The 12550-nt window shown below is 70.8% G+C and carries 14 protein-coding genes; 6 read left to right on the top strand and 8 right to left on the bottom strand.

The window, feature by feature from the left end:
- Positions 1–104 precede the first annotated feature (104 nt).
- Positions 105–1082 (bottom strand): ATPase BagA, encoded by a 978-nt coding sequence (bagA, locus tag ACZ7L5_RS13885; RefSeq protein ID WP_365062981.1) that lies wholly within the window; start codon positions 1080–1082, stop codon positions 105–107.
- A gap of 106 nt (positions 1083–1188) precedes the next feature.
- Here bagA and ACZ7L5_RS13880 point away from each other — a divergent pair, with 106 nt between their 5' ends.
- From ACZ7L5_RS13880 to ACZ7L5_RS13870, 3 genes are all read left to right on the top strand, one after another.
- Positions 1189–1350: a DUF4177 domain-containing protein gene (locus ACZ7L5_RS13880; RefSeq protein WP_010986011.1), complete on the top strand. Its 162-nt coding sequence runs from the start codon at positions 1189–1191 to the stop codon at positions 1348–1350.
- Positions 1347–1814 carry a RidA family protein gene (locus tag ACZ7L5_RS13875; RefSeq protein ID WP_471516810.1) on the top strand — a complete coding sequence of 156 codons (468 nt, stop codon included), beginning with the start codon at positions 1347–1349 and terminating at the stop codon, positions 1812–1814. The genes ACZ7L5_RS13880 and ACZ7L5_RS13875 overlap by 4 nt, the downstream gene beginning before the upstream one ends.
- A 144-nt stretch (positions 1815–1958) precedes the next feature.
- The gene (locus tag ACZ7L5_RS13870) at positions 1959–2780 is read left to right on the top strand and encodes a nucleotidyltransferase domain-containing protein (protein WP_471516809.1); all 822 of its coding nucleotides are present in this window, start codon (positions 1959–1961) and stop codon (positions 2778–2780) included.
- 42 nt (positions 2781–2822) lie between these two features.
- On the opposite strand, the gene ACZ7L5_RS13865 is transcribed toward ACZ7L5_RS13870, so the two are convergent.
- The 3 genes from ACZ7L5_RS13865 to ACZ7L5_RS13855 all read right to left on the bottom strand — a co-directional run bounded on the left by ACZ7L5_RS13865 (position 2823) and on the right by ACZ7L5_RS13855 (position 5415).
- Positions 2823–3653, bottom strand: a complete 831-nt coding sequence (locus tag ACZ7L5_RS13865) for an MBL fold metallo-hydrolase (RefSeq protein WP_471516808.1) — start codon at positions 3651–3653, stop codon at positions 2823–2825.
- A 76-nt stretch (positions 3654–3729) separates the two neighbouring features.
- On the bottom strand, positions 3730–4596 hold the full coding sequence (locus ACZ7L5_RS13860; protein WP_471516807.1) for an NUDIX hydrolase: 867 nt from the start codon (positions 4594–4596) through the stop codon (positions 3730–3732).
- 144 nt (positions 4597–4740) lie between these two features.
- Positions 4741–5415, bottom strand: coding sequence for a Crp/Fnr family transcriptional regulator (locus tag ACZ7L5_RS13855; protein WP_007492020.1), 675 nt, complete (start codon positions 5413–5415; stop codon positions 4741–4743).
- Between the two features lie 366 nt (positions 5416–5781).
- Between ACZ7L5_RS13855 and nth the strand changes: the two genes are divergently transcribed.
- From nth to ACZ7L5_RS13840, 3 genes are all read left to right on the top strand, one after another.
- A complete protein-coding gene (nth, locus tag ACZ7L5_RS13850; RefSeq protein WP_471516806.1) occupies positions 5782–6921 on the top strand; it encodes an endonuclease III in 1140 nt (379 codons plus the stop codon).
- Positions 6922–7210: 289 nt separating this feature from the next.
- Complete coding sequence (locus ACZ7L5_RS13845; protein ID WP_362383866.1) at positions 7211–7906, top strand: NUDIX hydrolase; 696 nt, start codon at positions 7211–7213, stop codon at positions 7904–7906.
- 13 nt (positions 7907–7919) lie between these two features.
- Positions 7920–9119: a MarP family serine protease gene (locus ACZ7L5_RS13840; RefSeq protein ID WP_471516805.1), complete on the top strand. Its 1200-nt coding sequence runs from the start codon at positions 7920–7922 to the stop codon at positions 9117–9119.
- 36 nt (positions 9120–9155) lie between these two features.
- Here ACZ7L5_RS13840 and ACZ7L5_RS13835 read toward each other — a convergent pair whose 3' ends face one another.
- The 4 genes from ACZ7L5_RS13835 to nhaA all read right to left on the bottom strand — a co-directional run bounded on the left by ACZ7L5_RS13835 (position 9156) and on the right by nhaA (position 12423).
- A complete protein-coding gene (locus ACZ7L5_RS13835; protein ID WP_328425238.1) occupies positions 9156–9338 on the bottom strand; it encodes a hypothetical protein in 183 nt (60 codons plus the stop codon).
- A gap of 127 nt (positions 9339–9465) precedes the next feature.
- Entirely contained in the window at positions 9466–10404 is a 939-nt protein-coding gene (locus tag ACZ7L5_RS13830; RefSeq protein WP_471516804.1) for an alpha/beta fold hydrolase, read from the bottom strand.
- Positions 10401–10904, bottom strand: coding sequence for a phage holin family protein (locus ACZ7L5_RS13825; protein WP_363033634.1), 504 nt, complete (start codon positions 10902–10904; stop codon positions 10401–10403). Before ACZ7L5_RS13825 ends, ACZ7L5_RS13830 begins: the two co-directional genes overlap by 4 nt.
- A 79-nt stretch (positions 10905–10983) precedes the next feature.
- The gene (gene nhaA / locus ACZ7L5_RS13820) at positions 10984–12423 is read right to left on the bottom strand and encodes a Na+/H+ antiporter NhaA (RefSeq protein ID WP_471516803.1); all 1440 of its coding nucleotides are present in this window, start codon (positions 12421–12423) and stop codon (positions 10984–10986) included.
- Positions 12424–12550 lie beyond the last annotated feature (127 nt).

The following is a 12550-nucleotide window of genomic DNA, read 5'->3' as shown; positions in this document are numbered from 1 at the left end:
ACATACGACGTGCCGGTCCCGCCGTACGGCGGGATGCTCCCGCCTGCTGAACGGACCCGTGTCCCGCCTGCTGAACGGACTCGTGTCCTGTCTGGAGAACGGACTCATGACAGGCCCTGTTCCCGCAGCTCGCCCGCGAGTTCGTACAGGCCCGCCAAGTCCATGCCCTCGGCGAGCAGCGGCAGTTCGTGCACCGGCAGCCCCAACTCGTCCAGGACCGCCCGCTGCTCCTGCTCCAGCGCGTACCGCTCGGCGTACTCGTCGGCCTGCCCCAGCAGCGGGTCCACCAGCCGCTCGGCGTTCCCGCCGCGCCGTGCCCCGCCGAGCCCGGCGGAGGACAGCGACTTGGCGACGGCGGCGCGCGGCACACTGCGTACGAGTTCCAGATCGGTGGCGTCCAACACCTCCGGCCGCACCATGTTCACGATGATCCGCCCCACCGGCAGCCGTGCCGCCCGCAGCTCGGCGATCCCGTCCGCGGTCTCCTGGACCGGCATCTCCTCCAGCAACGTCACCAGGTGCACGGCCGTCTCCGCCGACTTCAGCACCCGCATCACGGCCTGAGCCTGATTGTGTATCGGCCCTATCCGGGCGAGCCCTGCCACCTCGTCGTTGACGTTGAGGAAGCGGGTGATGCGCCCGGTGGGAGGCGCGTCCATGACGACACAGTCGTAGATGAACCGCCCGGCCTTGTCCTTGCGCCGCACGGCCTCACACGCCTTGCCGGTCAGGAGTACGTCCCTCAGCCCCGGCGCGACGGTGGTGGCGAAGTCGATCGCGCCGAGCTTCTTCAGGGCCCGGCCCGCACCGCCCATTTTGTAGAACATCTGGAGGTAGTCCAGAAGGGCCAGTTCGGGGTCTATGGCGAGGGCATACACCTCCCCGCCCCCTGGAGCGACGGCGATCTTCCGCTCCTCGTAGGGCAGCGCCTCTGTTTCGAAGAGCTGCGCGATGCCCTGCCTGCCCTCGACCTCGACGAGAAGCGTCCGCTTCCCCTCCGTGGCGAGGGCGAGCGCGAGCGCGGCGGCGACCGTGGTCTTGCCGGTCCCGCCCTTGCCGCTGACTACCTGGAGCCTGCTCACGTCTTCGAGCCTAACCAGTCGGTGCGCAAGCTACGCGACAGCCTGTGGACAACGTGACCGCGGTCGGCCGCATGACCCTCGCCGGGCAGCGGATAAAGTCGGCCACATGACCAAGTGGGAATACGCAACCGTGCCGCTGCTCGTCCACGCCACGAAGCAGATTCTGGACACCTGGGGCGAGGACGGCTGGGAGCTCGTCCAGGTCGTGCCCGGGCCGAACAACCCCGAGCAGCTCGTGGCCTACCTGAAGCGGGAGAGGCAGGCATGAGCGCGGTCGAGGAGAAGCTTGCCGAGCTGGGCCTGACACTGCCGGAGGTCGTGCCTCCGCTGGCCGCGTACCAGCCGGCCGTCCAGTCCGGCGTGTACGTCTACACCGCCGGCCAGCTGCCCATGGTGGAGGGCAAACTCCCGGTCACCGGCAAGGTGGGCGCGGAGGTCACCGCCGAGGAGGCCAAGGACCTCGCCCGTACGTGCGCCCTCAACGCCCTCGCGGCCGTGAAGTCGGTGGCGGGCGACCTGGACCGCATCGCGCGCGCGGTGAAGGTCGTGGGCTTCGTTGCCTCCGCCCCGGACTTCACCGGCCAGCCCGGCGTTCTCAACGGCGCGAGCGAACTGCTCGCCCAGGTGCTGGGCGACAAGGGCGTCCACGCGCGCAGTGCGGTCGGCGTGGCCGTGCTTCCGCTGGACGCTCCGGTCGAGGTCGAGGTTCAGGTGGAGCTGACCGGGGCGTAGGCGACGGCGTTGGCGCAGGCCTTCGGCGGTGCGGCTGTCGTGGCGGCCCGCCGCCGGGTGCCGGCCGTACGGACAGGTTGAACATCGCCGAACGGCACCGTAAATGAGCTGCCCGCCACCCTCCCGGCAGGGCACAGTGGGCCCATGGCCGAAACCGTCCTGCGACGCGGGCTCGACGCCCAGGGGTACATCGCGCGCGAGGGGGCGCTCGGACGCGTTCCCCATGCGTTCCGGCCCGTCGTCGCTGCCGCGCGCGACCGCCTGCTGGATGTGTTCGGGGCGCGGCTGCACAGTGCCTACCTCTATGGGTCGATTCCGCGCGGCACCGCGCGCGTGGGGCGCAGCGACCTGGATCTGCTGGTCGCCCTGCGCGAGGAGCCGACCGAGGCGGACCGCACGGACGCACGCGGGCTCGACGAGGCGCTCGACAAGGAGTTCGCGCAGATCGACGGGGCGGGGACGCTGCTCAGCAGCCGCAGGCAGCTGCTGAGCGACCTGGAGCGGTACGACGGCGGGTGGTTCGTCGCCTGCCTGTGTACGCCCCTTCTGGGGGACGATCTCGCCGAGTACCTGCCGCGCTACCGGCCCGACTCGCTGCTCGCGCGCGAGACGAACGGCGATCTCGGCCTGCTGCTGCCGCGGTGGCGGACGCGGATCGCCGGCGCCGACGACAGCGAGGACGCCCGAAGGCCGCTCGTCCGGTTCATGTCGCGGCGACTGGTGCGGACGGGGTTCGCGCTCGTCATGCCTCGCTGGGGCGGGTGGACCAGCGATCTGGTGGAGATGGCGGACGCATTCGGCTCGTACTATCCCGCGCGGGCCGAGCAGATGCGGGCCGCGGCCCTGCTCGGGTGGGAACCGACCGGCGACGCGGCCGTCCTGCGGTCGTACGTCGAGGATCTCGGCCCTTGGCTTGCGCAGGAGTACGCGCGCGTGCACGGCGTCAAAGCCCCCCGGCCCGACTGAAGACGCTCGGAAGGCAGCTCTCGGCTCGACGGGACGAGCCCGTCAGATGAGCCCGTGCTCCTCCAGGTAGTCCAGCTGCGCCCGTACCGACAACTCGGCAGCGGGCCACAGGGAGCGGTCCACATCCGCGTACACGTGGGCGACGACCTCGGCGGGGGTGCCGTAGCCGTCCTCGACCGCGGTCTCGACCTGGGCTAGGCGGTGCGCGCGGTGGGCGAGGTAGAACTCGACGGCGCCCTGGGCGTCATCGAGCACGGGGCCGTGACCCGGAAGGACGGTGTGCACTCCGTCGTCGACCGTGAGGGACCGGAGCCGCCGCAGGGTGTCCAGGTAGTCGCCCAGACGGCCGTCAGGGTGCGCCACGACCGTGGTGCCGCGCCCCAGGATCGTGTCGCCGGTCAGGACGGCCCGGTCGGCCGGGAGGTGGAAGGAGAGCGAGTCGGCTGTGTGGCCGGGCGTCGGGACGACCCGCAACTCCAGGCCGCCGATGTCGACCACGTCCCCGGCGCCGAGCCCCTCGTCGCCGAGCCGCAGCGCCGGGTCGAGGGCACGCACGTGTGTGGCGGTCAGTTCGGCGAAGCGTACGGCGCCCTCGGCGTGGTCCGGGTGGCCGTGGGTGAGCAGCGTCAGGGCGATGCGCTTGCCGGCCTTCTCGGCCGTGTCGACGACGTTGCGCAGGTGTCCCTCGTCCAGCGGGCCCGGGTCGACCACGACGGCCAGGTCCGACTCGGGCTCGGACAGCAGCCAGGTGTTGGTGCCGTCCAGCGTCATCGCGGAGGGGTTGGGCGCGAGGATGTTGACGGCCCGGGTGGTGGCGGGCCCGGAGAGGACCCCGCCTCGCGGCTGGCCGGGGAGGGCTGCTGCGTCCGTCATACGAAGGGGCCTTCCAGAGCTGTCGGCACGGCGGGAGCGTCGGGAACCGCGGGCGCTGCGGACACTGCGGGCAAGGTCATGCGGGGGCTCCGCCGGTCGGGATGTGTTTGGTGAACTCGTCGTGGCCCGGCCAGGACAGCACGATCTCGCCGTCTTCGAGGCGGGCCTGCGCCAGGACGGGCGTGAGGTCGCGGCCGGGAGCGGCGGCGAGAGCCTCAGCGGCGCTGTCGTACGGGGTCAGCTGGCGCAGCGTGGCGATGGTGGGCGGCATCATCAGCAGCTCGCCCTTGTCGTACGAGGCGGCGGCCTCCGCAGGACGGATCCACACCGTGCGGTCGGCCTCCGTGGAGGCGTTGCGGGTGCGCTGGCCCTCAGGGAGGGCGGCGACGAAGAACCACGTGTCGTAGCGGCGGGGTTCGAACTCCGGGGTGATCCAGCGGGTCCAGGCGCCCAGCAGATCCGAACGCAGCACCAGTCCCCGGCGGTCCAGGAACTCGGCGAACGACAGGTCCCGGGCCACCAGGGCGGCACGGTCCGCCTCCCAGGCCTCGGCGGTGGTGTCACCGACCACGGAATCGTGGGTGGGGCCGGCGAGCAGGACCCCTGCCTCCTCGTACGTCTCCCGTACGGCCGCGCAGACGATCGCCTGGGCCGCCGCCTCGTCGACGCCGAGGCGCTGTGCCCACCACGCGCGCGTGGGGCCCGCCCAGCGGATCTGCTGCTCGTCGCGCGGGTCGACGCCGCCGCCCGGGTAGGCGTACGCCCCGCCCGCGAAGGCCATGGACGCTCGGCGGCGCAGCATGTGCACGGCCGGGCCGGTGTCAGCGTCCCTGAGCAGCATGACGGTGGCCGCGCGTTTCGGGGCGGCGGGGGTGAGGTGTCCTTCCGCAAGCGCGCGGATTCGGTCCGGCCACTCCGGTGGGTACCACTGCCCGTTTGCCATGGGCGGAGGCTATCTCCTGGTGCGCAGATGTTCGAGGGGTGGCCGGTCAGGGGGCAGCCGAACGCGCCGGGGCCCCGCCTCACGGAGAGACGGGGCCCCGGCGTCGTACGGCTCGGTGCACCTGGCGGCGCCGACCCGGTGTGCCTAGCGCGAGCGCTTGGCCAGCCGCTCCACGTCCAGCAGGATCACCGCGCGGGCCTCAAGGCGAAGCCAGCCGCGACCTGCGAAGTCGGCCAGCGCCTTGTTGACCGTCTCGCGGGATGCGCCGACCAACTGGGCCAGCTCTTCCTGCGTCAGGTCGTGCACGACGTGGATGCCCTCCTCGGACTGCACGCCGAAACGGCGGGAGAGGTCCAGGAGCGCGCGGGCCACGCGGCCGGGGACGTCCGAGAAGACGAGGTCGGACATCGCGTCGTTGGTGCGGCGCAGACGGCGCGCGACGGCGCGCAGCAGCGCGGTGGCCACCTCGGGGCGGGCGTTCAGCCAGGGCTGGAGGTCACCGTGGCCCAGGCCCAGCAGCTTTACCTCGGTCAGCGCGGTGGCGGTCGCCGTGCGCGGGCCCGGGTCGAAGAGGGACAGCTCGCCGATGAGCTCTCCGGGGCCTACGACGGCCAGCATGTTCTCGCGGCCGTCGGGGGACGTCCGGTGAAGCTTGACCTTGCCCTCGGTGACGACGTAGAGCCGATCGCCCGGGTCGCCCTCGTGGAACAGCGAGTCGCCACGCGCGAGGGTCACCTCACTCATGGAGGCGCGCAGTTCCGCGGACTGCTCGTCGTCGAGAGCCGCGAAGAGCGGATTGCGCCGCAGAGGGTCGTCCACGAGTTCTCTCCTTGTCGACCTGCTCAGGGGATCGCTCCCCCACGTACCAGGGGACCGTGTTCCCCATTTTGCCGGACGGTCCAAACAGTGTGATCTGTCACAAGGATGCCGCACAGGTGTCCCGAGGTAAGCGGCAGGGGTCCAATTGGGGGCCGATCTTCAGGGTCCGGGGCGGATGTCAGTGTCGGGCTTTAGGCTGGCCGGGTGTCCAAATCGCCGGTGAGAGCACAGGCCAAGGGGGCTGGGCGGGTGGTTGTACGTCGGGATTCCGCTGTGGGCGAACAGGACCCTGGTGGTGGAAGGAAAACGGCAAAAGCGGCGAAAAAGGCGCCGGGTGAGACGGTGCCGCGTGGCGAGAAAGCGGCGATGAAATCGAACGCTGCTGAGAAGGGCGCGAGCGGGAAGCGGTCGGGCGGCGCCGAGGCGCCGACGGGTGCGCAGAAGGCCGCGCCTGCCAAGAAGGCCGCGCCTATCAAGGAGGCCCCAGCCGCGAAGAAGTCGACCGCCGCCAATAAAGCCACGCCGGCCAAGAAAGCCGCTCCCGCGAAGAAGACGGCACCTGCGAAGAAGACGGCCAGCGCGAAGAAGACGGCGCCCGCGAAGAAATCGAGCGCGGCGAGGGCGAGCACGAAGAGGGCGATCAGTAAGAAACCGGCCATCGTCCCCGAGAAGGCCACCGCCTCGGTGAAGGGCGCGTCTGCCGTCAAGACCGTCACCCCGAAGCCCCCCACGGCTGAGTCCCGCACCGCCCTCGTCCGTCGCGCCCGCCGTATCGACCGTGAGCTCGCCGACATCTACCCGTACGCCCACCCCGAACTGGACTTCGACAACTCGTTCCAGCTCCTGGTCGCCACGGTGCTGTCCGCCCAGACCACCGACCTGCGCGTGAACCAGACGACGCCCGCGCTCTTCGGCAAGTACCCGACCCCGGAGGATCTGTCGGCCGCCAACCCGGAGGAGGTCGAGGAGATCCTCCGTCCGTGCGGTTTCTTCCGGGCGAAGACCAAGTCGGTCATGGGCCTGTCGAAGGCGCTGGTGGAGAACCACGGCGGCGAGGTCCCGGGCCGGCTCGAGGACCTGGTCAAGCTGCCCGGCGTCGGCCGCAAGACGGCCTTCGTCGTCCTCGGCAACGCCTTCGGCCGTCCCGGTATCACCGTGGACACGCACTTCCAGCGGCTGGTGCGGCGCTGGCAGTGGACCGAGCAGACGGACCCCGACAAGATCGAGTCCGAGATCGCCGCGCTGTTCCCCAAGGGCGACTGGACGGACCTCTCGCACCACGTCATCTGGCACGGCCGCCGCATCTGCCACGCCCGCAAGCCCGCGTGCGGCGCCTGCCCCATCGCGCCGCTCTGCCCGGCCTTTGGCGAGGGCGAGACCGACCCGGAGAAGGCGAAGAAGCTCCTCAAGTACGAGAAGGGCGGCTTCCCCGGCCAGCGCCTCAAGCCCCCGCAGTCCTACCTCGACGCGGGCGGCAAGCCGGCCCCGCCGCTGGGGGCCGGATGACGCGGCCGAGCAGAGGCGCTGCCGGGGTAGCGGTGCGCGGTCGGGCGGCGGGGGCGGGACGGTCCGGCCGGTGGTCGACGGGTGGTCGTACCGCAGGTTCGGAGCGGACCGGCCGACGCTCGGCACCCATGCGTACGGGCCGCCCGGAACCGTTCGAGCGACGGCGGGCGTGTGGTCGTACGGCCACCTCCGGGCGGACGGGACGCCGTTCGGCGGGCGGGTGTGCGGGTCGGTCGGAACGATCTAGGTGCCGTCGGGCGTTGGACTGGGCAGGACGAGGGGGGTGGCGATGACGCGGGCGAGCGATACACAGGGTGGGCCGGTGGTGCTCAGCAACGAAGGGCTGCCGGCCTGGCTGGCCCCGGTGGTGCGGGTGGTGGAGACGGTCGAGCCGGTGCAGCTGAGCCGCTTCCTGCCGCCGGAGGACGGCGCGGGGCGCCAGTCGGCCGTACTGATCCTCTTCGGCGAGGGCGAGCGCGGGCCCGAGCTGCTGCTGATGGAGCGCGCCAGCTCACTGCGCTCCCACGCCGGACAGCCCTCCTTTCCGGGCGGCGCCCTCGACCCCGAGGACGGCGACCCGCAGGCCGACGGGCCGCTGCGTGCTGCTCTGCGCGAGGCGGAGGAGGAGACCGGTCTCGATCCTGGCGGCGTCCAGCTCTTCGGTGTGCTGCCCAAGCTGTACATCCCGGTGAGCGGCTTCGTCGTGACGCCCGTGCTGGGCTGGTGGCGCGAGCCGAGCCCGGTCGACGTCGTCGATCCGAACGAGACGGCCCGCGTCTTCACCGTCCCCGTGGCGGATCTCACGGACCCGGACAACCGCGCCACGACCGTCCACCCCAGCGGGCACCGAGGTCCGGCATTTCTGGTCGAATCGGCCCTGGTCTGGGGCTTCACGGCCGGCATCATCGACCGTCTGCTGCACTACTCGGGCTGGGAGCAGCCCTGGGACAGAAGCAAGCAGGTCCCGCTCGACTGGCGGTCATGACAGGGTGGCCTCCGTGAATGTGCTGGACATCCTGTTGCTGGTCGCCGCCGTGTGGTTCGCGATCGTGGGCTACCGCCAGGGCTTCGTCGTCGGCATCCTGTCGGTGATCGGCTTCCTCGGCGGCGGTCTCGTGGCCGTGTACCTCCTCCCGGTCATCTGGGACGCGTTGACCGACAACGCCGAGGTGAGTACGACCGCCGCCGTCGTCGCGGTCGTCGTGGTCATCGTCTGCGCGTCCGTCGGCCAGGCCCTGACCACCCACCTCGGCAACAAGCTGCGCCGGTACATCACCTGGTCCCCGGCCCGCGCCCTGGACGCGACCGGTGGCGCCCTCGTCAACGTCGTCGCGATGCTGCTGGTGGCCTGGCTCATCGGCTCCGCCCTCGCCGGGACCACCCTGCCGACGCTCGGCAAGGAGGTCCGCAGCTCCAAGGTGCTGCTCGGCGTCTCACAGGCTCTGCCCGACCAGGCGGACACCTGGTTCGCGGACTTCTCCACGGTCCTCGCGCAGAACGGCTTCCCGCAGGTCTTCAGCCCGTTCTCGAACGAACCGATCAACGAGGTCAAGCCGCCCGACCCGGCCTTGGCGGGCAGCCCGGTGGCCACCCGCGCCCAGCGCTCCATCGTCAAGGTCATGGGCACGGCCACGAGTTGCGGCAAGGTGCTGGAGGGCACCGGCTTCGTCTTCGCCGACCGCCGCGTCATGACCAACGCGCATGTAGTCGGCGGTGTCGACGAACCCACCGTCCAGATAGGCGGCGAGGGCAGGAAGTACGACGCGACCGTCGTCCTCTATGACTGGGAGCGCGACATCGCCGTACTCGACGTGCCCGACATGGCCGCGCCCGCACTGCAGTTCACGGCCACCGACGCCGAGAGCGGCGACAGCGCGATCATCGCGGGCTTCCCGGAGAACGGGGCGTACGACGTGCGTGCCGCGCGGGTGCGCGGACGCCTGCCGGCCAACGGCCCGGACATCTACCACCGCGGCACCGTGCGCCGTGACGTCTACTCGCTGTACGCGACGGTGCGTCAGGGCAACTCGGGCGGCCCGCTGCTCACGCCCGAGGGCAAGGTGTACGGCGTGGTGTTCGCCAAGTCCCTCGACGACGCCGAGACCGGTTACGCGCTCACCGCGGACGAGATCCAGGAGGACATCGTCAAGGGGCGTACCGCCAACCAGCAGGTGGACAGCGACAGCTGCGCACTGTAGGCCCGGGTGCCGAAGGGCTGCTGGGCGCCGCCGGTGTCAGGTGCGCGGGTGGCGCAGCCGCACCGAGACCCAGCGGGCCCGGCGGCGCAGAATGCGCGGAATGCCCACCCGGAGGTCCGAGCCCGGCATCTGCGGGGCGGTACCTCGCTGGTGGGAGCTCAGCCCACCGGCCGAGCGGCGATTGCGTGCTGCGTCACTGTAGTCGTGCGTCCAGCCCATACCCCGACGTCTGCCCCTGCCCCATGGTCGATAACCGCCCCCAGGGCCCCCAATTGGCCTATGCGCCAGGCAATTGGCTGTTCGTAGTACACCTGTTCAGATCCGGATACCGGGCGCATCGGCGCGGTCACCGATCGGGTTCGGGATCTTTCAGCCAGTTGATCAGTTCGGTGGAAAAAGCGACCGGGTCTTCCTCGTGCGGGAAGTGCCCGAGCCCGTCGAACAGCCGCCACCGGTACGGTGCTTCGACGTACTCGCCGGAGCCGGCCGCGCTGCGCGTACGCATCACGGGGTCGAGCGAGCCGTGCAGATGCAGCGTCGGGACGCGCACCGGGCGCTTCATGCGCCGGTTGAACTGGATGCCGTCGGGGCGGGCCAGCGAGCGCACCATCCAGCGGTACGGCTCGATGGAGCAGTGCGCGGTCGACGGGATGCAGATCGCGCGGCGGTACGTCTCCACCGCCTCGTCGTCCGGCAGGCGCGGGCCCGACCAGTCCCGGACCAGCCGCGCGACGAGGGCCCCGTCGTCGGCGGTCAGCTGCCGCTCGGGAACCCAGGGCCGCTGAAACCCCCAGATGTAGGAACTCGCACTCGTCTGCTTGACGTCCGAGAGCATCGCCGAGCGCCAGCGCCGCGGGTGTGGCATGGAGGCGACCGCGAGCCGCCGTACGAGCTTGGGGCGCATCACGGCCGCCGTCCACGCCAGGTATCCGCCGAGGTCGTGTCCGACCAGCGCGGCGTCGGGCTCACCGAGCGAGCGGACCACGCCGGTGATGTCGAGGGCGAGGTTGGCCGGGTCGTAACCGCGCGGGGTCCGGTCGCTGCCGCCGACGCCCCTGAGGTCCATCGCCACCGCCCGGAAGCCCGCATCGGCGAGGGCGACGAGTTGGTGCCGCCAGGTCCACCAGTACTGCGGGAAGCCGTGCAGGAGCAGCACCAGCGGGCCGTCGCCCATCTCGGCGATGTGGAAGCGCGCACCATTGGCGGCCACGTCCCTGTGCGTCCAGGGACCATCGGGTCGTACGACCGAGGCAGGTTGCGCCGAGGGGGTGGCGGGATCCGTCATGACGACGAGCGTGCCACAGCCTCGATGGCGGCGGGCGCCCGGTCCTCCAGCTCCGGTGCCGTCGCCGGTGCCGGACGCGGATGCGGCTTGGCGTTCTGAAGGACGCCCGCCGTCTCCTTCACCGAGGCGGCGACCTTCTGCGGACCCTGGCTCTTCTTGGCCTTCTTCGCGAACACGACCCCGACCAGCGCGAGGATGAGGGCGACGAGGACGTTCGCCGCGAAGGACAGCACGAAGCAGATCGCGAGGTTCCAGTCGCTCCAGGTCCGAATGCCGTACGCGAGGGCGAAGTTCAGCATCGGCAGCGAGAACACCAGCACCGCGGCGGCCACCGTGAATGCGCCGCCGCTCGTCGCGCCGCGCTTGACGTCCTGCTTGAGCTGCGCTTTCGCCAGTGCGATCTCGTCGTGCACCAGCGCCGACATCTCGGTCGTCGCCGAGGCGAACAGCTGGCCGATGCTGCGTTCGGTGCCGACCGGGCTGCCGTCGGGTGCGCTCATCGCGGGGTCTCCCTCGTAGTCACGGTTCCGTCTTCTGCCTGACTGGGTGCGGTTCCGTCTTTTGTGCCGTCCCGTCAGATCATGCCCGACGCTGCTCCTCCTCGCCTGCCCCGCCCGCCACTTCGGCAAGCGCGTGGCGTGCGGCGACCTGCTCCTCGGCGATACGACGGTGCTCGGCGGCCTTGCGGTCGTGGATGGCGGCCATCCGCAGGTGGTACTCCGGAGTGTCCTCCTCGTAGATGTCCGGAATGCCGCTCTCGTCCTCGTCGCGCTCCTCGGCTTCGACCATCGCGCGGTACTTGGCGTTCCGGATCTTCAGCAGCACCGTCGCCAGAATCGCCGCGATGAGGGAGCCCATCAGCACGGCCGCCTTGACCTCGTCGGTCAGTGTGGCGTCGCCCCCGAAGGCGAGCTCCCCGATGAGCAGCGAGACGGTGAAGCCGATGCCGGCGAGGGTCGCCACGGCGAACACGTCCGCCCACTCCAGGTCGTCGCTGAGCGAAGCCTTGGTGAAACGTGCCGTCAGCCATGTGCCGCCGAAGATCCCGATCGTCTTGCCGACGACGAGCCCCAGGATCACGCCCAGCGTCTCCGGCTGGACGAACACATCGCCGAGCGCACCGCCGGAGACGGCCACGCCGGCGCTGAACAGTGCGAACAGCGGCACGGCCAGGCCCGCCGACAGGGGGCGTACAAGGTGCTCGATGTGCTCGCCGGGGGAGTGCTCCTCGCCCTCGCGCCGGGTGCAGCGCAGCATCAGGCCCATCGCCACGCCCGCGATGGTGGCGTGGACGCCGCTGTTGTACATCAGCGCCCAGATGACGAGGGCGAGCGGAACGTACACGTACCACCCGCGTACGCCCTTCCTCAGCAGCAGCCAGAACACGCCCAGTCCGACGGCGGCGCCGCCCAGCGCGGCGAAGTCGATCTGGTCGGTGAAGAAAATCGCGATGATCAGGATCGCGAAGAGGTCGTCGACGACGGCGAGGGTGAGCAGGAAGGCGCGTAGGGCGCTCGGCAGGGAGGTGCCGATGACGGCGAGCACGGCCAGCGCGAAGGCGATGTCCGTGGCGGTCGGGACGGCCCAGCCCGCCGACGAGCCGCCCCCGCTGACATTGGTGAGCGTGTAGACCAGCGCGGGCACCGCCATCCCGCACAGCGCGGCGACGACCGGCAGTACGGCCGCCTTGGGGTCCCGGAGATCGCCGGCGACCAGCTCACGCTTGAGTTCGATACCGGCGACGAAGAAGAAGATCGCCAGGAGTCCGTCGGCGGCCCAGTGCTCGATGGACAGATTCAGCCCGAGGGCCTCGGGACCGATGTGGAAGTGGCCGACCGTCTCGTAGCTGTCGTGCAGTGCGGGAATGTTTGCCCAGACCAGCGCGGCGATCGCGGCGACGAGCAGGAGCACACCACCGACGGTCTCCGTGCGCAGCGCGTCCGCGACGAAATTCCGCTCGGGCAGGGACAGCCGCGCGAAGACCTTGCGGGCGGGAGCGGTGGTGCGGGACGCGGCCACGAGGAAGACCTCCGGTCGGTGGGCAGGACAGAACACATGCCGACCAGACTTCCCGGCGCACCTGAGGGTGAGGCTGTTTTTTGGTTAGTTTACCTAAGGGTGCGTCGGGGTGCATCCGTCGAGTTCC

It is taken from the genome of Streptomyces sp. NPDC107528 (assembly GCF_055639295.1).
The sequence above is the reverse complement of the archived record's forward strand: the minus strand, read 5'-3'. Positions and strand labels throughout refer to the sequence as shown.

Coding starts and splice junctions, on each gene's coding strand:
- ACZ7L5_RS13830 (WP_471516804.1), bottom strand. CDS start 10,404: ATGACGGATCCCGCCACCCCCTCGGCGCAACCTGCCTCGGTCGTACGA.
- ACZ7L5_RS13845 (WP_362383866.1), top strand. CDS start 7,211: ATGACGCGGGCGAGCGATACACAGGGTGGGCCGGTGGTGCTCAGCAAC.
- ACZ7L5_RS13870 (WP_471516809.1), top strand. CDS start 1,959: ATGGCCGAAACCGTCCTGCGACGCGGGCTCGACGCCCAGGGGTACATC.
- ACZ7L5_RS13860 (WP_471516807.1), bottom strand. CDS start 4,596: ATGGCAAACGGGCAGTGGTACCCACCGGAGTGGCCGGACCGAATCCGC.
- nth (WP_471516806.1), top strand. CDS start 5,782: ATGAAATCGAACGCTGCTGAGAAGGGCGCGAGCGGGAAGCGGTCGGGC.
- ACZ7L5_RS13880 (WP_010986011.1), top strand. CDS start 1,189: ATGACCAAGTGGGAATACGCAACCGTGCCGCTGCTCGTCCACGCCACG.
- ACZ7L5_RS13825 (WP_363033634.1), bottom strand. CDS start 10,904: ATGAGCGCACCCGACGGCAGCCCGGTCGGCACCGAACGCAGCATCGGC.
- ACZ7L5_RS13865 (WP_471516808.1), bottom strand. CDS start 3,653: ATGACGGACGCAGCAGCCCTCCCCGGCCAGCCGCGAGGCGGGGTCCTC.
- ACZ7L5_RS13875 (WP_471516810.1), top strand. CDS start 1,347: ATGAGCGCGGTCGAGGAGAAGCTTGCCGAGCTGGGCCTGACACTGCCG.
- ACZ7L5_RS13835 (WP_328425238.1), bottom strand. CDS start 9,338: ATGGGCTGGACGCACGACTACAGTGACGCAGCACGCAATCGCCGCTCG.